Origin of the sequence: Burkholderia sp. MSh2, assembly GCF_000731655.1 — a bacterium.
Taxonomy (GTDB): domain Bacteria; phylum Pseudomonadota; class Gammaproteobacteria; order Burkholderiales; family Burkholderiaceae; genus Burkholderia; species Burkholderia paludis.
Window position 1 is genome coordinate 1 of sequence record NZ_JPGM01000013.1, and the last position, 21,804, is coordinate 21,804.

Below are 21,804 nucleotides of genomic sequence, written 5' to 3' on the forward strand. Positions count from 1 at the left end.
GGACGGGGGGACGGAAGGGGCGGACGGGAAGTAACGTCGCCGAATGCGTCACGCAAACGCACGCTGTGGGCAAAAACCAGGTTCTTCGTGGATTTTCGTGGACGTCGCTTGCGGACCCTCTCCGGACGCCGAACGATGCCTCACCTCTTCGGCAGCTTTTAAGCTCAAGCGGCCGTTCGGCTGGGAAGGTAGCCGAACGCGCCCAAGGCCGTCCCTTTATTCTTTAAAGCGATCGCGTAGATAGCGCAAACGCCCTTCAAGTAGTCGAATTTCCTCTTGAAGCCGGACATCCTTCACATTGGATTGCAGATAATTCTTCAGTGTGTTGATCTCTTTTTCAGCCAATCCTAACTGCCTCGGACGAGCTTTCAGGTATGCCCACGCACGTTGCATAGAGCATCGAACTGACGCGATACCGAACTGTTGAGCTTTTGCAAGAGACGTTTCACATTCCCGCACCAGTCCTAGCCTAGCCTCGATGAGGCCCCGCGTATACCAGACTTCCCCCTCGCTAGGCAACAATTCAACAGCCTTCTGCGCCTGATGGAGAGCCGCCTCGTTATCGCGAGCATCATGAGACAAGAAGAAGGCGAACCGATTAAGCAACCATCCATTGGTACTATCGGTCATCACTGCTGCATCGTATAAGCGTCTGGCTTCCACGAGGTCGCCTTCTTGTCGTGCCCTATGAGCTGCTTTCGCTTGTGGAGTTCGGAATGCCTGAGGAAAGCGGTCACCGGAGAATCGCTGCGCCTTTTGTACAAAAGCAGAATAGTCAGCGCGCGCCTTTGCAATTTCTTCCGTGTTGGGACTCTTCGCTCCAGCTGAGGTCATTACTTGCTTGTCGCGGGCATATTCGAGAAAATTCTTTGAGAAAGCAATCTGCAAGGAACCCTGTACGTTAATCATGGAGGCGATACCCCCAGATTCTTGTAGCGCCGCCTCGGCAATCTGCGCAGATACACCGGCTACGTCCGCGCAGATTTTCAACGACTGATCGTCGTGCACGTCTCCAACCCGAGTCATAAGCAACAAAAGGCGGCGGACGTCCTGACTAAGACGGGCCCACGCGTCGGAAAATAGGAACTCCCCAAGATCTTTGCGGAGCATCGTCGCTACCTGCGAAGCGGCTTGATCTATCTTCTTTAATGCTGGATCGACCAATGCATTTGCAAACGCGGCGAGAACAATAGGCCGCCGCTCAAGCTTTTTTACGGACTCGAGGATGTCGGTATCGCTGGCTTTCTTGACAATTTTAATATTTAACTTTTCAGCGCGATCGCGCAAAAAGGCAAGGGCCTCGCGCTCCGTGAGAATATCCACGGCGACAGGATATGCCTCAATTTGCTCCCAACGCCGAGACGTGAGCATGACTCGGCCGACGCGCCTGGATATTTCCTGCAATTCTTTGCGCAGAACGGCACGTTCCTCCTCGCTTTCGATAAGTGTTTCTGCATTGTCAATTACAATTAAAATCTCTTTTCTTTCTAATTTTAATTCTGATTTAATCTTTGACTGTAAGTTTATCGCCGCCTGCGGAACATTGAATCGATAGAAATCCGTCGACGGATATTTTCCGAAAAATAGAATATGCAAGTGCGCCAAGAGCTCTAAAAGATGTGGCTGACCAGCTGCAATGGGCTCAAGGCCATTCAGCCCCCATTGCCAGCGCTTTGCCGTGTAGAACAAGATCATTTGCGGCCGCCAGTCTACGTCCACTTCTTCGTCCAGAACCCGATGTAGGAATTCAAGAGCCAATGTGGTTTTCCCGTAGCCCCCATCACCATGAATCAGGCACGCACGTGAATCGATGTCATTTATCCAATCCTTAAGTTCAATTAACTGAGGATCGCGGCCAGTGAATGAGTCTGTTGTGCGATCGGGAAGATAGACAAACGGTTCCCACGAATTATTCCAAATTATCGGTGCAGGCAGAGAGCGACCGGTCACATTACTGAATGGGTTGGCCGCCTCATAATTGAACTCTGCTCTCGAATCCCCATCCTTGGCGATTTGACAGAAGGCTCTCACGCGCTCTGTACCTAGAAGTTTAATGCGGCGAATCAGGGCGGGTTGGCCAGCCCACCCCCTGATGAAGTCCAAGCGAAGTCGAAGTCGATCTGGTCCAATCGCCGCCTGCACCCCGTCATCGGCGAGAATCGGCGTGACATCCGCAAGACCATCAATTACAAACCGCAATGCATCGAGTTCGACATCTCGCGCATAGCCACCAACGAGTCCATGTCCTTCTGCGCCGTTGTTTCGGATCGAGACGATCCCGCGCATCAGTCCCAATAGTGTCCGAGGTTGATCGCCGCAGATTTGCTCCGCAGGCCTGCCGTGCGCGGAAGTAGCCAGGATACGCGCAACACCGACCCAGCCTAGCTGTTCAGCGGAAATCAGAAGGGCTTCTAAGGCGTCAACTAACGAACCATCCGCAGGCGCTCGCAGCGCATCAAGGATAACTTGATCGGGTTGAAATTCGATGGCAGGTTGTTGCTGGGAAATCCATTCAAGCAATCCGTAGTCAATTTGTTGCAGAAGCAGGCGAATGCAAGAAATTATTCGCACCCTACATTCCACGTCTGACTTACATTGCTCAATCTCCAAAAACATACTATCAAAGTGATTTTTCATAGCCAGAAATATTAAAATATACCGATTTAATCCATTAAATTCTAAGGACGATAATTCGGCATTTCCTATAGTAGTTTAGGGTTGATCTTCAAGCAGACTGCTTAGATGCCGGTAAATGTTAAGATTTCTCGTGTGAAAACGCAACCAAGCATAGCGGTAACTATATGTTTTGGAGAAGGGCTTTGCGAGCAGCAACCCGTCGGCGTCGTCAAGCGAATGTCCGTTGTCCGGACGAGGCAGCCGCACGAATGTCCAGACGACGACCGAGACGATTGGCTCTTCCTGGCCGCTCACGGCCTCATGCCACATGCATAAGCCGCCTGCATTTCTGAACCATGCGCGCCGATTGCCTTGTGAGAAAATCCGAAGCTCCGAAGCAAAAGGTCGCTCCAAAACGATGAACACTCAAGCGGACATACCGGACCAGGAAGCATGGAATGCGTGGCAACCGGCTGAACTGGCTCAACGGTTGAGCGGTATAGGTTTGCCTTGGTGCGTCGCAGGTGGATGGGCCCTCGATCTTTGGCACGGCGCACAGACTCGCGAACATAGCGATCTGGAATTCACAATATTGCGAGAGAATTTCAGCAGCTTTCGTCGGGCGTTCAGTGACTTGGAGTTCTACACTGCCCACGCTGGCGTGGTCGCAAGTCTGCCGGCAGACCAGCATCCGCCAGCAGAGGTTATGCAATTCTGGGGTTTTGACCGCGCTTTGGAATGTTGGCGAATCGATATGATGATCGAGCCGGGAACCAACGAATTCTGGGCCTACAAGAGAGATCCATCGTTCAAGCGACCTCGCGCCGAAATGGTGATGAGAACCGCTGACGACATCCCTTATCTGAACCCTTCCGCCGTACTTCTTTTCAAGGCTAGGGATCCGCGCCCCAAAGACCAGCAAGATTTCCAGAGAGCGTTGCACAAACTGCCGGTTATCGAACGCGCCTGGCTGAAAGATTGCCTCGATGTCCTCCACCCCGGGAATGAATGGGCGCGAGCGCTGTAACGCGCTACCTACCGTCTTGCCGTGAGGATTGTCGACGATCCGGCCATGTGCTTCGACTGTCCGAACACCGACGGTCTTCCCAGTCTTCCCTGAAAAATCGCAATTCCCCCCAAAAAACCCGCCGCACAATGCGGCGGGCGGTTCAAGTCCACAGACCGCGGGCCGCACAGCGTGCGCCCACGTAACCAGTCAGCCCCGCGCCGGAATGTTGAGCCCACGCGCAACAGCCGGGCGTGCAACGAACGCGTCGAGCACGCGCGCGACGTTGCGGAATTCGCTGAAACCGACCAGGTCGCCCGCTTCATAAAAGCCGACGAGGTTGCGCACCCACGGGAAGATCGCGATATCGGCGATCGTGTAGGTATCGCCCATCATCCACTGGCGGTTCGCGAGATGCGCATCGAGCACGCCGAGCAGGCGCTTCGACTCGTCGACGTAGCGGTCGCGCGGGCGCTTGTCCTCGTAGTCGCGGCCGGCGAACTTGTGGAAGAAGCCGACCTGGCCGAACATCGGCCCGATGCCGCCCATCTGGAACATCACCCACTGGATCGTCTCGTAGCGGCCTGCTAGATCCTTCGGGATCAGTTGGCCCGTCTTGTCCGCGAGATAGATCAGGATCGCGCCCGATTCGAACAGCGGCAGCGGCTTGCCGCCGGGGCCGTCCGGATCGACGATCGCCGGGATCTTGTTGTTCGGGTTCAGCGACAGGAATTCGGGCGACAGCTGGTCGTTCGTGTCGAAGCGCACGAGGTGCGGCTCGTACGGCAGGCCGGTTTCCTCGAGCATGATCGACACCTTGACGCCGTTCGGCGTCGGCAGCGAGTAGAGCTGGAGACGGTCAGGGTGCTGGGCCGGCCACTTTTGCGTGATCGGGAAGGCGGACAGGTCGGGCATGAAGGTTCGCTCGTCGAAGAGGATGATCCGCGCAGCGCCGGGCCGGCGCGCGCCAAGACGCCCACTGTAGCCGATCGCCGCGATGGGTGCAGGCGGCGCCCGCATCCGGACGTCGTGCCGCGGCCCGTCCGGGGCGGCCGGCGCGCCCGCGCCAAGCGCGGCCGGCGGCCCGCTCGCCGACATACGATGTCCTAACACGCGTGGCGCGACGGCGCGCGCCTGCTTCCGGAATGCGTTCTGCGCGCCGAGTCGCGAAATCCTGGAAGGTTTTTGTCAGGGAAAGTCCTGCCCCGCGCGCCACGGTTTTTTGTTGACCGACATCGTATAACGCCGTCATGATTTCCTGAAAAGAACGGTCCCGTCCACCGACCGAAGTGAGGAGACATGAACGCCACCCCGATCGCTCGCCATGTCCGCCGGATCGCACTCGCACTGGGTTTCGCGCTGTCGGCCGCGACAGCCGCCGCCGCGCCCGTATCGCTGAACATCGTGGATGTCGCGGGCAACCTGCAGCTCACGCAGAAGGCGATCGAAGCCTTCCGGGACAAAAATCCGAACCTCGTGTCGAACGTCACGTTCACGAACGCGCCCGCGCCGCAACTGCCGGGCAAGATCAAGGCGATGCAGGCGGCGGGGCGCGCCGACATCGACCTCGTGCTGACGGGCACCGACGCACTGGCCGCCGGCATCGAGCAGAACCTGTGGCTGAAGCTCCTGCCCGACAACGCGGCCGCGTTGCCCGGCGTGCTCGACCGATACGCGCCGGGCCCGCGCAAGATGCAGGAACTCGCCCAGGGTTTCGGCCTTGAAGTCGCCTACATGCCCGCCGGCCCGCTGCTCGAATACAACCCCGCGAAGGTCGGCAACCCGCCGAGGACGCCCGAGCAGCTGCTCGCGTGGTGCAAGGCGCACCCGGACAAGCTGATCTACGCGCGCCCGGCCAATTCGGGCCCCGGCCGCACGTTCCTGATGGGGCTGCCGTACGTGCTTGGCGACCGGAATCCTCAGGATCCGATCAACGGCTGGGACAAGACCTGGGCGTTCCTCAAGGCGCTGAACGACTGCATTCCTTACTACCCGGGCGGCACGTCGGCGGTGATGAAGGAGCTCGGCGAGGGCACCCGCGACATGACCGTGACCGTCACGGGCTGGGATCTCAATCCGCGCGCGCTCGGCATCGTGCCGGCCGAGTTCCGGGTCCAGGCATTCGACAACATGACGTGGGTCAACGATGCGCACTACATGGTGATCCCGAAGGGCGTGTCGAAGGAAAAGCTCGACGTGCTGTTCAAGCTGATGAACTTCCTGCTGGAACCGGCGCAGCAGGCGATGACCTACGACGACGGCTACTTCTATCCGGGCCCGGCCGTGAAGGGCGTGACGCTCGAGATGGCGCCCGCGCACAGCCAGGAAGTGATCCGCAAGTTCGGCCGCCCCGAATACGCGAAGCTGCTCGCCGAGCGCCCGCACGTGCAGCCGCTCGGCGCGCAGGCGATGGTCGCCGCGTTCCAGAAATGGGATCGCGAGATCGGTTCGCAGAAGTCGAAGTAACGCATGGACCGGCGGGCGCCGTCGCGCCCGCGCCGACGGAGTTCGTGGAATGAAGCACGGTTTCGAACGGCTGCGGCTCGACGACGTGTGCCGCAGTTTCACCAATGCGCAGGGCGTGCCGGTCGCCGCGCTGAGCGGGCTCGATCTCGAGATCCGGCGCGGCGAGTTCATCGCGCTGCTCGGCCCGTCGGGCTGCGGCAAGTCGACCGCGCTGAACTGCATCGCGGGGCTGCAACCGCTGACGCACGGCGGCATCTGGCTCGACGACACGCGCATCGACGTGCTGCCGCCCGAGCGTCGCGGCTTCGGGATGGTGTTCCAGAACTATGCGCTGTTTCCGCACATGTCGGTGCTCGACAACGTCGGCTTCGGCCTCAGGATGCGCGGCGTGTCGAAGCAGGAAACGCGGCGGCGCGCGCAGCAGGCGCTCGAACGCGTGCAGCTCGTCGGGCACGAGGGCAAGCTGCCGGCGCAGTTGTCGGGCGGCCAGCAGCAGCGCGTCGCGATTGCACGCGCGATCGTGATCGAGCCGCCGCTCGTGCTGATGGACGAGCCGCTGTCGAACCTCGACACGAAGCTGCGCATCGAGATGCGCGCCGAGATCCGCCGCATTCACACGCAGCTCGAACGCGCGACGATCTACGTGACGCACGACCAGGACGAGGCGCTGTCGATGGCCGATCGCATCGTCGTGATGAAGGCGGGCGTCGTGCAGCAGGTCGCGACGCCGAAGGACGTCTACACGCGCCCGCGCAACCTCCATGTCGCGCGTTTCATGGGGTATCGCAACGTGTTGCCGTTCACGCTCGAAGGGACGGCCGGCGACCGCGTGAGCGTCGCTGCGGGCGGCGTGCGCCTCGCGGGGGTGCCGATGGCCGGCTTCGACACGAAGGACGTCATGGTGGCGCTGCGCCCCGACGACATCGAGCGCGCCGGCGATGCGGGCGACAACGCGTTCGACGCGACGATCGAGACGATCGAGTACGGCGGCCGCGATTCGCTGATCCACGCGGCGACGCCGTTCGGGCCGATCTGGGCGCGGGTCGCCGGCGAATGCGCGGCAGGCGAGCGGCTGCGGCTGCGCGTCGCGCCGTCGCGCACGCTCGTCTATGCGGGAGAGCCCGAATGAACGGCCCGATCGCCGCGCCGTCACGCCGGGCGACGGCCGCATGAGCACGCTCGCCCGCGGCACGCCGCGCGACGCGAAGGCCTGGCTCGTCATGCCGGCGCTCGCGTTCATCGTCGCGCTGTTCGTCTATCCGTTCGCGTACGGGCTCGTGCTGTCGTTCCGGCCGACGAACGGCGGCGGCGCGCTTGCGAACTACGTGCAGTTCTTCACCGACACCGCGATGTGGCCGACCGTGCTGGTCACGCTGAAGCTCGCCGTGCCGGCGACGCTGCTCAACGTCGGCGTCGCGCTGCCCGTCGCGTTCGCGCTGCGTCGCCATTCGCCGTACCAGAAGCTCGTCACGACGCTGCTGGTGATTCCGGTCACGCTCGGCACGGTGCTCGTCGCCGACGGGATGCTCACGTACTTCGGGCCGAACGGCTGGTTCCCGCAGGCGTTGCAGGGGCTGCACCTGTACACCGGCGAAGTGCGCCTGACGCACAACTACTGGGGCGTGCTGCTGTCGCTGATCGTGTCGGGCTTTCCGTTCGCGTTCCTGCTGATGCTGTCGTACATCAGCGGCATCGACCCGACGCTCGCGCGCGCGGCGGCGACGCTCGGCGCGAGCCCGTGGCAGCAGTTCCGCCGGATCTACCTGCCGCTGCTCGTGCCGGGGCTCACGATGGCCGCCTGCCTGTCGTTCGTGCAGGCGTTCTCGGTATTCCCGTCGGCCGTGCTGCTCGGCGCGCCGGCCGGCCCCACGCGCGTGATCTCGATCGCGGCGGCGGAAGCCGCGTTCGAAAGCTACGACTATTCGCTCGCATCGGCGATCGCGATCGTGATGGGTTTCGTGCAGTTGCTGGCGGTCGCGTCGATGCTCGGCGCGCGCCGCTTCTTCTATACCGGCGCGGTGACGGGAGGCAAGGGCTGATGGCGACCGACCGTCGCGCCGCGCGCGCATGGCCGCCGAAGCACGACGCGCCCGATGCGCACCCCGTCGACGCCACGCGACCGCGTCGCGCGGGAGGCCGTCTCGCCGGCCGCGCGTGGCAGGCGCTGGTCTGGGGGCTGATGGCGTTGTTCCTGCTGAACGTGATGCTGCTGATCGCGACCGTCGCGGTGAACTCGATCGCGACGCGCTGGTTCGGCACGCCGCTGCCGCAGGGCTTCACGCTGCATTGGTATGCCAAGGCGTGGGAGGACTTCCAGCTCGCGAGCGTGCTGTGGGTGACCGTCGAGGTCGTCGGCGCGGTCGTGCTGCTGTCGATCGCGCTCGGCGTGCCGGCCGCGTACGCGCTGGCGCGGGTGCGGTTCCGCGGCAAGCGCGTCGCGCTGCTGGTGTTCCTGCTGCCGCTGATGGTGCCGCCCGTCACGTACGGAATTCCGATGGCGACCGTGATGTACAAGGTCGGGCTCGCGGGCACGCTGCCCGGCGTGATCCTCGCGAATCTCGTGCCGGCGCTGCCGTTCGTGATCCTCGTGATGACGCCGTTCATCGAGCAGATCGATCCGGATCTCGAGGCCGCCGCGCGCGTCTTCGGCGCGAACACGTGGCGCTATTTCTTCCACGTGCTGCTGCCGCTGCTGGTGCCCGGCATGCTCGCGGCGGGGCTGCTCGTGCTGGTGCGCACGATCGGGATGTTCGAGCTGACGTTCTTCACGGCGGGCCCGAGCACGCAGACGCTCGTCGTCGCGCTGTATTACGCGGTGTTCTCCACCGGCGTGCGCGCGCCGCAGTCGATCGACGCGATGGCGATGATCTACATGGCCATCACGCTTGCGTGGGTCGTGATCGCGCTGCGGTTCGTGAGCCCGACGCAGCTCGTGAGCCGCGTGAAGCAGGACCGTCAATAGGCGCCGACGCCACGGCAGGGCGCGGGGCGCCGTGCAATAGCCGGTTACAAATGGATACCGCGAACGGCCCGCGGACGTTGCAGACTACGCGGCGTAGCGGCCCGGCGAACGCGTTCACGCGGATCGCCGCGCGCCACCCGACGTTCACCCGATCGACGAATCTCCATGAAGTTTCAAACGCTGCTGACACTCGGCTGTGCCTCGACGCTGCTGGCCGCCTGCAACCTGTTCCACGACGGCCCCGGCTCGAGCGACGTCGACGCCGCCGTGCGCCGCGCGCTCGAAGCGGAAAACCACGGCGGCCTGAACGCGCTGTTCGGCCAGCCGTTGCCGGTATCGGCCGACGTCGTGTCGGCGAAGCCCGACGGCGACTGCAGGAAGCTCGGCGAGCGCACGTACGCGTGCGATGTCGTGGTGACGTGGCGCAATGCCGACTACGCGCCGTCGCGCGCGAACCTGACGTTCGTGCAGGCCGCCGACGGCTCGTGGCAGACGTCGGGCGTCGACGCGGCGATCGTGACGGGCACCGCGAAGTCGCTGATCGACCGGATCGGCAAGGCCTGGCCCGGCAACGCGGCGAGCAGCGCGTCGGCGCCGCAGTGACGCACGGGCGGCGAGGTCCGCGCCGTTTCCCCCGGATCTGCGGTCCGCGCTTCTCGGCGCATGGCCGCCACGCCGGTTCCAGCCCTCGATGTTTGACGGCATACCGAGCAGGTGCGACGCCGCAGGGCAGGTGGCGGGCGGCGCACGGTCGGACAGGGATGTACATAAAAGGGCGCGAGCACCAGGCCCGGCCCGAATCGAAGACATGCTCGGTATGCGGGCCGCGTTATAGGGAAAACCCTTATTTCACGCTATAATCACGGCCTGAGTGATAGGTCGAACCATGCCTGAACGTTTCCAAACCCTTGAAAAATTTGTGTTTTCCCTCGTCGTGATGTCCGCTGTCGTGTGCTCGGCATTCCTCGCGTACGAGCGTCACCCCGAGATCAAGATCGCCCTGCACGAAGGCGAAGCGTTGATGCGCGAGAGCGCCCGGTATTCGGTCATCTGCTCGCCGTCCAAGGTCGATCCTTGCGTCGAGATGTCCGCTTACTGAGATTCACGCACCGAGATTCACGCCGGGTCGCCGGCACAGCAGTCCCGAATTCGATCGGCCCCGCTTCGAGCAATCGAGCGGGGCCTTTCCGTTGATGCGGGTGAAACGCCGTCCGTCGGCATGCGTGCGGCCTGAGCGCCGGTTCAACCTCTACCGGCGCTCAGGCCCGCACGCTCAATCGGCCGGCACGAACGCCGGCCCGTGAAACACGCGCACCGGGTTGCCGCGCTCCAGCTCGAAATGCTGCATGCGCCGCTGCCGGCGCGCATCCGATGCGTGGCGGTCGGCTTCCTCCTGCAGCCGCACCTGCAGCAACTGCAACGCCAGACGCCGGTTCGCGTGCTGGCTGCGCTCGCTTTCCACGCGCACCGACAGGCCGGTCGCAACGTGGGTCGCGCGAATCGCGGAGCTCGTCTTGTTCACGTGCTGGCCGCCCGGCCCGCGGGCGCGCATCGCCTCGAACCGCACGTCGCCGTACGGCAGCGGCTGCGCGTCGGCGCAGCGCGTGACGCCGACGAACCAGTTCTTGCGCGGATGACGCAGCCGGTACGGGCTCGCGCAAACCCATTGCAGCGTCCCGGCCCAGCGGTCCGCGAGCGACGGCGCATCGGCGCCGTCGAGATCGAGCAGCACCGAGCGCAGCGTGCCGGGCCGTTCGCCCGGCTGCATGTCGAGCACCGTGACGACGATGCGCCGCGCGTCGGCTTCCGCCTGCAGGCGCCGCAACGCGTGGGCCGCGGCAAGCTGGCACTCCAGCGGGCCGTGCGCGGACGAAATCTGCATCAGCATCGGCCGCCCTCCCCGGAAGTCTTGTAGGTCAGCACCGGCGCGAGCCGCGCCAGCCGGTGCAGCAGGCCGGCGTCCTCGAGCGCGTCGACGACGCTGTCGATCGGCTTGTAGGCCTGCGGCGCTTCCTCGTACAGCAGTTCGCGGTCTTCGCAGACGACGTGGCTGCCGAGCGGCGTGCGCGTGAGCTGCGCCGGCGTGAAGCGCCGTTCGAGGCGGCCCCTGCAGTCGCCGCGCGCCCACTTGCGGCCCGCGCCGTGGGCGAGCGATGCGAGGCTGGCCGCATCGTCGGGTCGCACCGGCGCGACGAGGTAGCTGTAGTCGCCGCGCGAACCCGGAATGACGACCGGCCCCGCGTCGGCCGGCGTCGCACCTTTGCGATGCAGCCAGCCGGGCTCGCCGTCGACGCTCGCGCGGCTCACCAGGTTGTGGTTCACGTCGAGCACGCAGCGGCCGTCGCTGCGCCAGCGCGCCAGCATCCGCCGCGCGATCAGGTCGCGATTCGCGACCGCGTAGCGCAACGCCGCATCGTGACGCGCGAGGTACGCCGCGCACGCGGCATCCGTGTCGTCGAGCCCGTTGTAACCGTGCTCGTGCATGTGCTGCTCGAGGATCGACTGGCCGAAGCCGCGCGACCCGCTGTGCACGAGCAGCAGCAGGCGGTCGCGATCGAGGCCGAGCGCCGCGACGGCGTCGTCGTCGTACACCGCGTCGATCCGCTGCGCCTCGGCGAAATGGTTGCCGCTGCCGATCGTTCCGAGCGACGCCGCGAACGCGTGATCCGCGAAACCGGCCGCCGCGATGCACGGCTGCCAGCTGGCGTCGGGCGTGGCGTCGATCGAGCCGAGCCGGCTCGCGAGCTTCGACGCGCTGACGCGCCGCGCATCGAGCGCGGTTTGCCACAGCGCCATCCCGCAGCCGATGTCGCCGCCGATCAGCGCCGGGTACAGCCGGCCCGTCGAGAAGAATGCGGCGCCGACCGGGAAGCCGCGTCCGGGATGAAGATCGGGCATGCCGGCGACGCGCCGCATGCCGGGGAGGGTGGCAGCGTGTTCGAGCTGCCGGACTGCTTCACCTTCGATCCAGGTGGTGGCGCAAGCGCACAGTGTGATGCGCTCGGCCAGGTATTGCATGGAATTGCCCATGGAGGTTTCCGTTCGATGAAAAGGAAGAACGGCGGGCCATGGCGCGGGCAACGCCTGCTGGCGCTGCCCGACATCGGAAGTCGGGAGGAGGGCGGCACGACCGGATCGGAACGACCCGGCTCATCGCCGTGACGGCGATGCGTGGTGCTGCTTGGCGTGAACGCTGAAACGAACGCGAAAGACCCGAACTACGACCCGCGACGGGAGGAGTGCTGGCGTGACGTCATGTTTTTTTCTCCTTGCGAGTGAGGGGTTGATCGGAATGGCGGCGACTCTAGCATGCCCGCAACGGGCGCCGCAAGCCGGCAGCGCGGCATTGCCGATCGAATCGTCGTGCGATGTGGCAAAAAACATACAAACAGGAGTCCATATCATTTCCGTATCGACGGCGTGCGTGGCGCACCGCGACAGGCGTTCGGCCCGCACGGACTGCCGCCATGGCGAGGTCCGGCCGCGCTTGACAGCGCACAGGCCGTTTCGTAGCATCCGCCTGCTTCATCCCTGAACCCTCATCGAACCGGTGATCCAAGTGCCCGCAACGATTCGTCCCTTCGCCTGATACGCCGACGACTGCCGTCCCGGCCGCGTGCCGTCCTGCCCGTTCCCGTTCCCGTTGCCTCGCGGCGCCGGAGCGTCGAGCGCGGGGCCGCGCCCGGACACGCACTGACACCGCAACGCACCCCTGACCGTTCGTTCACGTCGTCGGCTTTTTCCCTGTTTCCGGAGAAAGACCATGACGCTGGATTTCCGCGCCTACACGCAATCGCTCGACCTCGCCCGCTATCCGCGCACGCCGCACCTCGAAGGCTCGCGCCTGCAGGACGGCGACGCAGGTCACGGCCACGTTCCCTATCGCACCCTGGCGGGCGCGCATGTCGTCGTCGAGGAAAAGCTCGACGGCGCGAACACGGGCATCAGCTTCAGCCCGGCGGGCGAGCTGCTGCTGCAGTCGCGCGGCCACTATCTGGCCGGCGGCGGCCGCGAGCGGCAGTTCGGCTTCGTGAAGACCTGGGCGGCCGCCCATGCCGGCTGGCTGCTCGACCGCCTCGGCGATCGCTACGTGATGTACGGCGAGACGATGACCAAGAAGCACGCGGTGTTCTACGACGCGCTGCCGCATCACTTCTTCGAATTCGACGTGTTCGACCGCGCGACCGGCCGTTTCCTGTCGACACCCGCGCGGCGGGCGCTGCTCGCCGACGGGCCGGTGCTGTCGGTGCCCGTGCTGCATGAAGGCATCGCGCCGGCGCGGCTGGCCGACCTGAAGGCGCTGCTTGGCCCGTCGCTCGCGAGAACGCCGGACTGGCGCCGCGCATTCGAGGCCACCGTGCGCCGGCAGGGATTCGACCTCGCGCGCGCCTGGCAGCAGTGCGACAAATCGGAGCGTGCCGAAGGGCTCTACGTGAAGGTCGAGACCGGCGACACGACAACCGCGCGCCTGAAATGGGTACGCCGCGATTTCGTGCAGGCCATCCTCGACGCCGAGCGCCACCACTCGGAGCAGCCGTTCATCCCGAACCTGCTCGCACCGGGCGTCGACCTGTATGCGCCGCGCCCGACGCTCACATGGGCGACGCTCGCCGCGGCGCGCCCGACGCAATGAACGCGAAACGGTTAAATCCATTTCGGCAGGAGTCCAGATCATGAGATACGAACATCTGCAGGCGCTGGTGCCTGCACCCGGCGGGCAGCCGGACTATCGCGCGTGCCTCGCGGCATTTCCCGCGCTCGAACACGCGAAAACGACACCGCAGGAGCCCGCGCATCATCGCGAAGGCGACGTGTGGACGCATACGACGATGGTGATCGAAGCGCTGCTGGCGCTGCCGGCTTACCAGGCCGCGCCGCGTGCCGACCGGGAAATCGTGTTTCTCGCCGCGCTGCTGCACGACATCGCCAAGGCCGGCACGACGCGCGTCGATCCCGTGACCGGCGCGATCGGTCATCCCGGCCACTCGCGCCAGGGCGCGATCGATGCGCGCATCGCGCTGTGGGACGCCGGCGTGCCGTTCGCGGTGCGCGAGGCGGTCTGCCGGATGATCGCCGTGCATCAGGTGCCGTTCTTCGCGATCGGCGGGTCGCGCCGCGGCACGCCCGAGTTCATCGCCCGCGAACTGTCGTGGCAGGTCGACATTCCGCTGCTGTGCCTGCTCGCCGAAGCGGACATGCGCGGCCGCATCTGCGACGACGCGCAGCGCGTGCTCGACGACATCGAGCTGTTCCGCGAACTGGCGCGCGAGGAGGGCTGTTACGGCCGCCCGCGCGCGTTTGCCGACGCGCACACCGCGCTCAGCTACTTCCGCGGCGCGGACGTGCATCCCGACTATCCGCTGTTCCGCACGCCGGGCTCGCAGGTGATCGTGATGTCGGGGCTGCCGGCATCGGGCAAGAACACGTGGGTCGCGCGGCATCACCCGGATCTGCCGGTCGTGTCGTTCGACGATGCGCGCGATGCGCTCGGGCTGCGCCACGGGCAGAACGAGGGCGCGGTCGCGCACCGGGCGGTCGACGCCGCGAAGGCGCTGCTGCGCGACCGGCGGCCGTTCGTGTGGAATGCGACGAACCTGTCGCCGCTGATGCGCAAGAAGACGCTCGACCTGCTGTATGCGTACGGCGCCGACGTGACGCTCGTCTACCTCGAACAGCCGCGCGCGGAACTGTTGCGGCGCAACGCGCGGCGCGACACGTCGCTGACGAACCGCGCACTCGAGGCGATGCTGCTGCGCTGGGATCTGCCGTTGCCGACCGAGGCGCATGCGGTGCGGTACGAAGTCTGATCCGGCATCGCGCCCGCCCGCGCCGGTGAGCCGCGGCGTACCGGCTCGCCGCATGTCGGCCGGCAACGGGCCATTGCAAACCGGGCCGTCGAAGCACGGCCCCGCGCCGGTGCGGCCGGGAATCGCCCGGAACCGGAACGGGTTCCGCTCGCCTAGGCCGCCGGTCGCGCCGCCGCCGCGGTGAAGTGCTCCGCCGGCATCGGGCGGCCGAGCAGGTAGCCCTGCAGCGAATCGCAACCGAGCTGCGTCAGGAACTGCTGCTGGGCGACGGTCTCGACACCCTCGGCGACGATCTTCAGATTGAGCGTCTGGCCGAGCGCGATGATCGCGGAAACGATCGCGGCGTCTTCCGTATCCTGCGCGAGTTCGCTGACGAAGCCGCGATCGATCTTCAGTTCGCTGGCCGGCAGCCGCTTGAGATACAGCAGGCTCGAATAACCCGTGCCGAAGTCGTCGATCGAAATCCGCACGCCCATGGCGTGAATCTGCTCCAGGATGCGCAGGCTCGTGTCGGCGTTGCGCATCGCGGTCGATTCCGTGATCTCCAGCGTCAGGCAGCCCGGCTCCAGCGCATGGCGCTCGAGCGCCTCGCGCACGCTTTGCACGAGACGCTCGTGGTTGAACTGCAGCGCGGACAGGTTGACCGCGACATTCCAGCCCACGTGCCCGGCATCGCGCCACACGCGCATCTGGCGGCACGCCTCGTTGAGCACCCACGAGCCGATCGGCACGATCAAGCCGGTCTTTTCCGCCAGCGGGATGAACTGCGCCGGCGAGATCATCCCGCGAGCCGGATGCATCCAGCGCACGAGCGCCTCGACGCCGACGATCGGGCCATCCGGCGCCTCGAACTTGGGCTGGTAATGGAGCATCAGTTCGCCGCGCTCGATCGCGAAACGCAAGTCCTGGACGAGTTGCAACTGCTCGTGCACGTTCGCGTTCATCGACGCCTCGAAGAAGCAGTAGGCGTTGCGGCCGCTTGCCTTCGCGTGATACATCGCGGCGTCGGCATTGGTCAGGAGATCCTGTTGCCGCGTGCCGTTGAACGGGTAGAGCGCAATGCCGATGCTGGTCGACACGCGCAACGTGTGATTGGCCACGTCGAACGGCTGCTGGATCGCCCCGATGAGCTTCTCCGCGATCGCCGCGGCATCGGCCGGATCGCCGACGTTCGCAACCAGGACGAACTCGTCGCCGCCGACCCGCGCGACCGTGTCCTGCGCGCGGACGGTCTCCTCGATACGACGCGACACCTGCACCAGCAACTGGTCGCCGATGTGGTGGCCGTATGCGTCGTTGACGGCCTTGAAGCCGTCGAGATCCATGAACATCAGCGCGAAGCTTGCCTCCGCGCGGCTGGCCGTCTGGATCGCCTGATCGATGCGGTCCGCCAGCAGCAGGCGATTGGGAAGCCGGGTGAGGTTGTCGTGCAGCGCCAGGTAGGTCAGGTCCCGGTTGGCGTCGGCGAGCGAATTGGCCAGCACGGAGGTCCGCGCCTCGAGGCGCAGGTCCAGCACCGACACCAGCAGCGCGATGGCCAGCACCGCCAGCGTCACGATGATGATCAGGAGTGCCAGCCAGCCGTTGTCGACGCCGGTGCGGGCCGCCCCGCACACGCTGCCCACCGGAAATTGCGCGGCCGCCATCGCGGTGTAGTGCAGGCCGACGATCGCGATCGCCATCACGACCGCCGCGCCCATGCGGACGATCCAGGCCGTCGACGTGTGGCGACGCAGCATGAACGCCATCCACAGCGCGGCCCCCGCCGCGACGATCGCGATCAGGATCGACAGGCCGAAGATGGCCGGGATGTATCGAATGCCGGGCGACATGTCCATTGCGGCCATGCCCGTGTAGTGCATGCCCGCGACGCCGGCCCCCATCAGCAACGCGCCGCCGAAGAGGCGCGGCCAGGGCAGCGTGTCCTGGGCGATCAGCCATAGCGCGAACGCGGACGACGCGATGGCGATCAGCAGCGACAGCACCGTAATGACCGGGTCGTAGCCGAGCGGGATCGGGAGCGTGAAGGCCAGCATGCCGATGAAGTGCGTCGACCAGATCCCGGTGCCCATCGCGAATGCGCCGCCGGCGAGCCACCAGTGCGCCGCGCGCCCGCGTGCGGTCGCGACCCGGCCGGCGATGTCCAGCGCGGTATACGACGCGAGGACCGCGACCAGGACCGATAACAGAACCAGTAGGGGATTGTGGCTGCTGGTGAGCATCAATGGATTTCGTTCATTTTTGAGGCGGCGGTTCCGCCCGGCGGCAACCGGGTGAGCGGTGCGGCGTCAGCCTGCGAGAAGGATCGGGATGCCGCTATATCGGCGGCCCGCCCGGACGACTTTAACCGGGCGCGGCCGTGATCTTACTGGCGAAACCGGAGGGTACGCGAAAAATCCGGCCGCGGCGCATGACGCCGGCGTCGATGCCGCGCGCAACGTTTGCGGACGGGCAATCCGCGGCCCGGCTGTCGCGCTGCCGCGACAGGCGCCGCCGTGCGCGATGCCGGCGGGGAGCGGGTGCCGCCGCGGCGAGCCCGGCCTGCCTCGGCCCGGCAGCCCGTTCGCGTACGGTAGACTGCACGCTCGCCAGCCTGCCGCTCCGTATATAACTACCCGCCCCGTACACACGCCATGGATCGAATCGATGCGATGAAGGTGTTCGTCGCCACGCTGGACGAGGGCAGCCTTGCCGGCGCGAGCCGGCGGCTTGGCCGGTCGCCGGCGGCAGTCAGTCGCGCGATCGCGTTTCTCGAGGAGCACACCGGCACCGCGCTGCTGTACCGGACCACCCGGACGATCCGGCTGAGCGAGGCCGGCGAACGCTACGCGGCCGCGTGCCGCCGCATCCTGTCCGATCTCGAGGAAGCCGACATGCTGGTCGCCGACGAACGCTCGGCGCCGCGCGGCATGCTGACGGTCACCGCGCCGGTCGCCGCGGGCGAGGACGTGCTGCGCGCGCTGCTCGACGCATTCATCGAACGCCATCCGGCCGTATCGATCCGCCTGCAGTTGCTCGACCGCCCCGTCAGCCTGATCGACGAAGGAATGGACGTCGCGCTGCGGATCGCACACCTGACCGATTCGACGCTGGTCGCGATTCCGGTCGGCGCGGTGCGGCGGGTCGTCGTGGCGTCGCCCGACTACCTGGCGAAGCATCCGGCGATCGTCGCGCCGGCCGATCTCGCGCAGCACCAGATCATCTCGATGACGCACTTCGGGCTCGATTCGTGGAGCTTCCCGCCGTCCGGGCCAGCCGCGTTGCCGCAGGTCGTCCAGTTCGCGCCGCGCTTCATCGTCAACACGATCCGTGGCGCGGTCGCGTCGGCCGTCGCCGGACACGGCGTCACGCGGCTCTTTTCATATCACGTCGCGGAGCCGGTGCGGGACGGCACGCTGCGAATCGTGCTGCGCGACAGCGAGCATGCGCCGCTGCCGATCCATCTTGTCACGCCCTACGGTCGCCTTTCTGTTCCGAAGGTGCGCGCCTTCGTCGATTTCGCGGCGCCGCGCCTGCGCGAGCACTTCGCGCGGCTGGCGGCCATCACCGACGCCGATTGAATCGACTTGCGGAAGAATGGCTTTCGTACGATGGCAATTCTCCCGGGAATCGATTCAATCTAGACTTCCTTCAACCCTCGGATGCGCGTCGCGTCCGTTCAACGAATGGAGGTCGACATGCAACAAGCGCTTCCCGGCCAGCCCCGCGCACACGCGTTCGACGTAACGTATCGCGCGATATCCGGCCCCGGCTTCGCCCGTCTCGTATCCATGCCGCAGCCCGCGATCGTTGTCGCGCGCGCGGTTTCCGCGTCGATGGCCGCGGCGGAGGGCGCATGATGAGCACGATCTCGCCCGCCACGCCCGCGGCACTGGCCGCGCGGCCCGTCGCCAGCTACGCCGAACGCAACACCCGCTACTGGCGGCGCAACCTCGCCGTGTGCGTGTTCGGTTCGTTCACGACCCTCGTCAGCCTGAGCATGCTGCTGCCGTTCCTGCCGCTGTACGTGCGCCAACTCGGCGTCGACGCGCAGTCGGCCGTGATCCAGTGGTCGGGCATCGCGTTCGGCGCGACCTTTCTCGGCACGGCCGTCACCGCGCCGCTGTGGGGCCGCCTCGCGGACCGCTTCGGACGCAAGCCGATGCTCGTGCGCGCGGCGATCGGGATGGCGATCGTGATGTCGTTGATCGGCCTCGCGCACAACGTGGTCGAACTCGTCGCGCTGCGGTTGATCGCGGGGCTCGTCGGCGGGTACGCGTCGGCGTCGACCGTGATGGTCGGCACGCAGGCGCCGCGCGAACGCGCGGGCTGGGCGCTCGGCATCCTGTCGACCGGCGCGCTCGCCGGCAATCTGGTCGGGCCGCTCGTCGGCGGATTGCTGCCGGGCTGGGTCGGCATACGCGGCACGTTCTTCGCCGGCGGCGCGATGATCGCCGTCGCCGCGCTGCTGACGATCTTCGTCGTGAAGGAAGACTTCCACCCGGACACCGACGCGAAGACGCGCACCCCGGGCGCCGCGGCCGGGACGCCGCACCGCACGGATCGCGCCGCGGTCGCCGCGCTGCTGGTGACGGCGATGATGGTGCTGCTCGCGAACATGTCGATCGAGCCGATCATCACCGTCTATATCGGCGGCCTCGGGGTCGGCGGCGACCATCTGGCGCGCGTCGCCGGTGTCGTGATGGCGTGTTCGGCGCTCGGCAGCATGCTGACCGCCGCGCGGCTCGGCGCGCTGGCCGACCGGATCGGCAGCTGGAACGTGATCGTCGGTTGCCTGTTGCTGACCGCGCTCGCGATGGTGCCGCAGGCGTTCGTCACGCACTGGTGGCAGCTTGCCGCGCTGCGCGTGTTGATGGGCATGACGCTGGCGGGGTTGCTGCCGTCGATCGGCAAGCTCGTGCGGCAATCGGTCGACGAGCGCGCGACCGGGCAGATGCTGGGCTACCTGCAGTCCGCGCAGTTCAGCGGGCAGGTGATCGGCCCGGTGATCGGCGGGCAGATCGGCGTCGCGCTCGGGCTGCATTCGGTGTTCTTCGTGACGGGCGCGCTGCTGGCGGCCTGCGCGGGGCTCGCGCACTGGGTGCACCGCCGCTAGACTCTTTCAGGAGATCCGCACCATGAAACCCTCGACCGACAACCGGACGCTGCTGCGCACCCTCGGCCTGCGCGCCCCGATCGTCCAGGCGCCGATGGCCGGCGTCAGCACGCCGGCGCTGGCCGCCGCCGTGTCGAATGCCGGCGGGCTCGGCTCGCTCGGCGTCGGCGCGACGAACGCCGACGGCGCGCGCAAGTTGATCCGCGACACGCGCGCGCTCACCGGCCGGCCGTTCAACATCAACGTGTTCTGCCACCGGCCGGCGCGCGCCGACCCGGCCGTCGAACGCGCGTGGCTCGACTGGCTCGCGCCCGCGTTCCGTGCATACGGCGCGACGCCGCCCGCGGCGCTGTCGGAGATCTATACGAGTTTCGTCGCGGACGACGCGATGCAGGCGATGCTCGTCGAAGAACAGCCGGCCGTCGTCAGCTTCCATTTCGGACTGCCGTCCGCGAACGTGATCGCCGCGCTGAAGCAGGCGGGCGTCACGCTGTTCGCGACCGCGACGAATCTCGACGAGGCGCGGCAGATCGCGGCCGCCGGCGTCGACGCGATCGTCGCGCAGGGCATCGAGGCCGGCGGCCATCGCGGCGTGTTCGACTCGACCGCGCACGACGATCGTCTCGGCACGTTCGCGTTGACGCGCCTGATCGTGCGCGAATGCGCGCTGCCCGTGATCGCCGCCGGCGGCATCATGGACGGCGCGGGGATCGCCGCCGCGCTCGCGCTCGGCGCGCAGGCCGCCCAGCTCGGCACCGCGTTCGTCGCGTGCACGGAAGCATCGATCGACGACGGCTATCGCCGCGCGCTCCTTGGCGACGCGGCAGGCCGCACGACGTTCACCGCCGCGATCTCGGGCAGGGTCGCGCGCGGCATCGCCAACCGGCTGACCGCACTCGGCGACGACCCGCATGCGCCGGCCACGCCCGCCTATCCGATCGCGTACGACGCGGGCAAGGCGCTGCATGCGGCCGCGAAGGCGCACGGCGAATTCGGCTACGGCGCGCAATGGGCCGGGCAGGCGGCGCCGCTCGTTCGCGCGCTGCCGGCCGCCGAGCTGTTCGCCACGCTCGAACGTGAAACGCGCGCGGCTATCGGGCAGATGCAGTACGGGCCGGACTGATTGCGCGGGCGGCAGGAACGCGCGAAGGGGCTCGCCGGCGGCGAGACGGACGTGCGCCGCCCGTCGCCGATCTTGTCTCGTACCGTATCTGCACGGGCGGCGGATACGGGGCGATACAACAGCCCTGCGCGAGTTCGCTATAAAGCAGAGGTAGCTGCTTCCGGAGCGAGCCCGTCATGTCCACCACCTGGTTCAAAAAGTCCTGTCACGGCGGGGCCGTCAGATTCGAAGTCCGAACGGCCGGCGCACCGGCGGTGCGCTGCAATGGCGGCCCGTACCGCCGGCGCGACGCGCCGATGAACCCGACGTTCACCGCCGCCGGCCTGACAATCGCCGAAGGAGAGGGCGCACTCACGTGCTACCGCTTCAGCACGCGTACCGTGCGTCACCCCTTCAGCGGCCGTTGCGGCAGCCATCCGTTCCACCGGATACGCAAGAATGGGGCATGCCGGCGCGTCAACCTCGGCTGCGTCGGCGGCCTCGATCCGCAGGCGCTCGACGCGACGGTCGCCGACGGCGCAAGCCTTTCGATCGTGGAGGGCGCATGAAACGCTGGCTGATGATCCTGCTCTTTGCCGCGGGCGGCCTCGCGACCGAAATCGCGCATCCGGTGCAGTGCTCGCTGCTGTCGGTGAGCCGCGCGCAGACCGGCAAGCGTCGCACAAGGGACTGACGGCACGCGGGCTGCCTCGCGCCATCCCGGGTGGTTCACCACCGTCGATTACCATG

The 21,804-nt window shown here is 66.3% G+C and carries 19 protein-coding genes; 14 read left to right on the forward strand and 5 right to left on the reverse strand.

Annotation, left to right across the window (positions count from 1 at the left end; all coding sequences use genetic code 11):
* Positions 1 to 216: 216 nt before the first annotated feature.
* Positions 217 to 2,571, reverse strand: coding sequence for a tetratricopeptide repeat protein (locus GQ57_RS41505; RefSeq protein ID WP_152603227.1), 2,355 nt, complete (start codon positions 2,569 to 2,571; stop codon positions 217 to 219).
* 373 nt (positions 2,572 to 2,944) lie between these two features.
* Between GQ57_RS41505 and GQ57_RS09850 the strand changes: the two genes are divergently transcribed.
* Positions 2,945 to 3,643: a nucleotidyltransferase domain-containing protein gene (locus tag GQ57_RS09850; protein ID WP_200880656.1), complete on the forward strand. Its 699-nt coding sequence runs from the start codon at positions 2,945 to 2,947 to the stop codon at positions 3,641 to 3,643.
* A 189-nt stretch (positions 3,644 to 3,832) separates the two neighbouring features.
* Here GQ57_RS09850 and GQ57_RS09855 read toward each other — a convergent pair whose 3' ends face one another.
* Complete coding sequence (locus tag GQ57_RS09855) at positions 3,833 to 4,537, reverse strand: glutathione S-transferase N-terminal domain-containing protein (protein WP_031400825.1); 705 nt, start codon at positions 4,535 to 4,537, stop codon at positions 3,833 to 3,835.
* Between the two features lie 384 nt (positions 4,538 to 4,921).
* On the opposite strand from GQ57_RS09855, the gene GQ57_RS09860 reads away from it, so the two are divergent.
* From GQ57_RS09860 to GQ57_RS09885, 6 genes are all read left to right on the forward strand, one after another.
* On the forward strand, positions 4,922 to 6,088 hold the full coding sequence (locus GQ57_RS09860; RefSeq protein ID WP_034197757.1) for an extracellular solute-binding protein: 1,167 nt from the start codon (positions 4,922 to 4,924) through the stop codon (positions 6,086 to 6,088).
* Positions 6,089 to 6,137: 49 nt separating this feature from the next.
* Positions 6,138 to 7,217, forward strand: coding sequence for an ABC transporter ATP-binding protein (locus GQ57_RS09865; protein ID WP_034197758.1), 1,080 nt, complete (start codon positions 6,138 to 6,140; stop codon positions 7,215 to 7,217).
* 40 nt (positions 7,218 to 7,257) lie between these two features.
* The gene (locus GQ57_RS09870; RefSeq protein ID WP_031400822.1) at positions 7,258 to 8,127 is read left to right on the forward strand and encodes an ABC transporter permease; all 870 of its coding nucleotides are present in this window, start codon (positions 7,258 to 7,260) and stop codon (positions 8,125 to 8,127) included.
* Complete coding sequence (locus GQ57_RS09875) at positions 8,127 to 9,050, forward strand: ABC transporter permease (RefSeq protein ID WP_034197759.1); 924 nt, start codon at positions 8,127 to 8,129, stop codon at positions 9,048 to 9,050. Before GQ57_RS09870 ends, GQ57_RS09875 begins: the two co-directional genes overlap by 1 nt.
* Positions 9,051 to 9,215: 165 nt before the next feature.
* Entirely contained in the window at positions 9,216 to 9,653 is a 438-nt protein-coding gene (locus GQ57_RS09880; protein WP_031400820.1) for a hypothetical protein, read from the forward strand.
* A 283-nt stretch (positions 9,654 to 9,936) separates the two neighbouring features.
* Entirely contained in the window at positions 9,937 to 10,149 is a 213-nt protein-coding gene (locus tag GQ57_RS09885; protein WP_031400819.1) for a hypothetical protein, read from the forward strand.
* 174 nt (positions 10,150 to 10,323) lie between these two features.
* On the opposite strand, the gene prfH is transcribed toward GQ57_RS09885, so the two are convergent.
* Both prfH and GQ57_RS09895 read right to left on the reverse strand, forming a co-directional pair.
* Entirely contained in the window at positions 10,324 to 10,938 is a 615-nt protein-coding gene (prfH, locus tag GQ57_RS09890; RefSeq protein WP_034197760.1) for a peptide chain release factor H, read from the reverse strand.
* Positions 10,932 to 12,080: an RNA ligase RtcB family protein gene (locus tag GQ57_RS09895; protein WP_034197761.1), complete on the reverse strand. Its 1,149-nt coding sequence runs from the start codon at positions 12,078 to 12,080 to the stop codon at positions 10,932 to 10,934. The genes prfH and GQ57_RS09895 overlap by 7 nt, the downstream gene beginning before the upstream one ends.
* Before the next feature lie 733 nt (positions 12,081 to 12,813).
* Here GQ57_RS09895 and GQ57_RS09900 point away from each other — a divergent pair.
* On the forward strand, positions 12,814 to 13,683 hold the full coding sequence (locus GQ57_RS09900) for an RNA ligase family protein (protein WP_034197762.1): 870 nt from the start codon (positions 12,814 to 12,816) through the stop codon (positions 13,681 to 13,683).
* A gap of 40 nt (positions 13,684 to 13,723) precedes the next feature.
* Positions 13,724 to 14,857, forward strand: a complete 1,134-nt coding sequence (locus tag GQ57_RS09905; RefSeq protein WP_034197763.1) for an AAA family ATPase — start codon at positions 13,724 to 13,726, stop codon at positions 14,855 to 14,857.
* A 152-nt stretch (positions 14,858 to 15,009) separates the two neighbouring features.
* Here the strand turns inward: GQ57_RS09905 and GQ57_RS09910 are convergent, their stop codons facing one another.
* Positions 15,010 to 17,079, reverse strand: coding sequence for a putative bifunctional diguanylate cyclase/phosphodiesterase (locus tag GQ57_RS09910; protein ID WP_031400814.1), 2,070 nt, complete (start codon positions 17,077 to 17,079; stop codon positions 15,010 to 15,012).
* Between the two features lie 411 nt (positions 17,080 to 17,490).
* Between GQ57_RS09910 and GQ57_RS09915 the strand changes: the two genes are divergently transcribed.
* The 5 genes from GQ57_RS09915 to GQ57_RS44140 all read left to right on the forward strand — a co-directional run bounded on the left by GQ57_RS09915 (position 17,491) and on the right by GQ57_RS44140 (position 21,748).
* Positions 17,491 to 18,417 (forward strand): LysR family transcriptional regulator, encoded by a 927-nt coding sequence (locus tag GQ57_RS09915; protein ID WP_031400813.1) that lies wholly within the window; start codon positions 17,491 to 17,493, stop codon positions 18,415 to 18,417.
* A 278-nt stretch (positions 18,418 to 18,695) separates the two neighbouring features.
* The gene (locus GQ57_RS09920) at positions 18,696 to 19,952 is read left to right on the forward strand and encodes an MFS transporter (protein WP_034197764.1); all 1,257 of its coding nucleotides are present in this window, start codon (positions 18,696 to 18,698) and stop codon (positions 19,950 to 19,952) included.
* Between the two features lie 22 nt (positions 19,953 to 19,974).
* The gene (locus GQ57_RS09925) at positions 19,975 to 21,075 is read left to right on the forward strand and encodes an NAD(P)H-dependent flavin oxidoreductase (protein WP_031400811.1); all 1,101 of its coding nucleotides are present in this window, start codon (positions 19,975 to 19,977) and stop codon (positions 21,073 to 21,075) included.
* A 176-nt stretch (positions 21,076 to 21,251) separates the two neighbouring features.
* The gene (locus GQ57_RS09930; protein ID WP_034197765.1) at positions 21,252 to 21,623 is read left to right on the forward strand and encodes a GFA family protein; all 372 of its coding nucleotides are present in this window, start codon (positions 21,252 to 21,254) and stop codon (positions 21,621 to 21,623) included.
* Positions 21,620 to 21,748: a hypothetical protein gene (locus tag GQ57_RS44140; RefSeq protein ID WP_268810870.1), complete on the forward strand. Its 129-nt coding sequence runs from the start codon at positions 21,620 to 21,622 to the stop codon at positions 21,746 to 21,748. The genes GQ57_RS09930 and GQ57_RS44140 overlap by 4 nt, the downstream gene beginning before the upstream one ends.
* Positions 21,749 to 21,804: the final 56 nt, after the last annotated feature.

Coding starts and splice junctions, on each gene's coding strand:
- GQ57_RS09850 (WP_200880656.1), top strand. CDS start 2,945: ATGCATAAGCCGCCTGCATTTCTGAACCATGCGCGCCGATTGCCTTGT.
- GQ57_RS09855 (WP_031400825.1), bottom strand. CDS start 4,537: ATGCCCGACCTGTCCGCCTTCCCGATCACGCAAAAGTGGCCGGCCCAG.
- GQ57_RS09860 (WP_034197757.1), top strand. CDS start 4,922: ATGAACGCCACCCCGATCGCTCGCCATGTCCGCCGGATCGCACTCGCA.
- GQ57_RS09865 (WP_034197758.1), top strand. CDS start 6,138: ATGAAGCACGGTTTCGAACGGCTGCGGCTCGACGACGTGTGCCGCAGT.
- GQ57_RS09870 (WP_031400822.1), top strand. CDS start 7,258: ATGAGCACGCTCGCCCGCGGCACGCCGCGCGACGCGAAGGCCTGGCTC.
- GQ57_RS09875 (WP_034197759.1), top strand. CDS start 8,127: ATGGCGACCGACCGTCGCGCCGCGCGCGCATGGCCGCCGAAGCACGAC.
- GQ57_RS09880 (WP_031400820.1), top strand. CDS start 9,216: ATGAAGTTTCAAACGCTGCTGACACTCGGCTGTGCCTCGACGCTGCTG.
- GQ57_RS09885 (WP_031400819.1), top strand. CDS start 9,937: ATGCCTGAACGTTTCCAAACCCTTGAAAAATTTGTGTTTTCCCTCGTC.
- prfH (WP_034197760.1), bottom strand. CDS start 10,938: ATGCTGATGCAGATTTCGTCCGCGCACGGCCCGCTGGAGTGCCAGCTT.
- GQ57_RS09895 (WP_034197761.1), bottom strand. CDS start 12,080: ATGGGCAATTCCATGCAATACCTGGCCGAGCGCATCACACTGTGCGCT.
- GQ57_RS09900 (WP_034197762.1), top strand. CDS start 12,814: ATGACGCTGGATTTCCGCGCCTACACGCAATCGCTCGACCTCGCCCGC.
- GQ57_RS09905 (WP_034197763.1), top strand. CDS start 13,724: ATGAGATACGAACATCTGCAGGCGCTGGTGCCTGCACCCGGCGGGCAG.
- GQ57_RS09910 (WP_031400814.1), bottom strand. CDS start 17,079: ATGCTCACCAGCAGCCACAATCCCCTACTGGTTCTGTTATCGGTCCTG.
- GQ57_RS09915 (WP_031400813.1), top strand. CDS start 17,491: ATGGATCGAATCGATGCGATGAAGGTGTTCGTCGCCACGCTGGACGAG.
- GQ57_RS09920 (WP_034197764.1), top strand. CDS start 18,696: ATGAGCACGATCTCGCCCGCCACGCCCGCGGCACTGGCCGCGCGGCCC.
- GQ57_RS09925 (WP_031400811.1), top strand. CDS start 19,975: ATGAAACCCTCGACCGACAACCGGACGCTGCTGCGCACCCTCGGCCTG.
- GQ57_RS09930 (WP_034197765.1), top strand. CDS start 21,252: ATGTCCACCACCTGGTTCAAAAAGTCCTGTCACGGCGGGGCCGTCAGA.
- GQ57_RS44140 (WP_268810870.1), top strand. CDS start 21,620: ATGAAACGCTGGCTGATGATCCTGCTCTTTGCCGCGGGCGGCCTCGCG.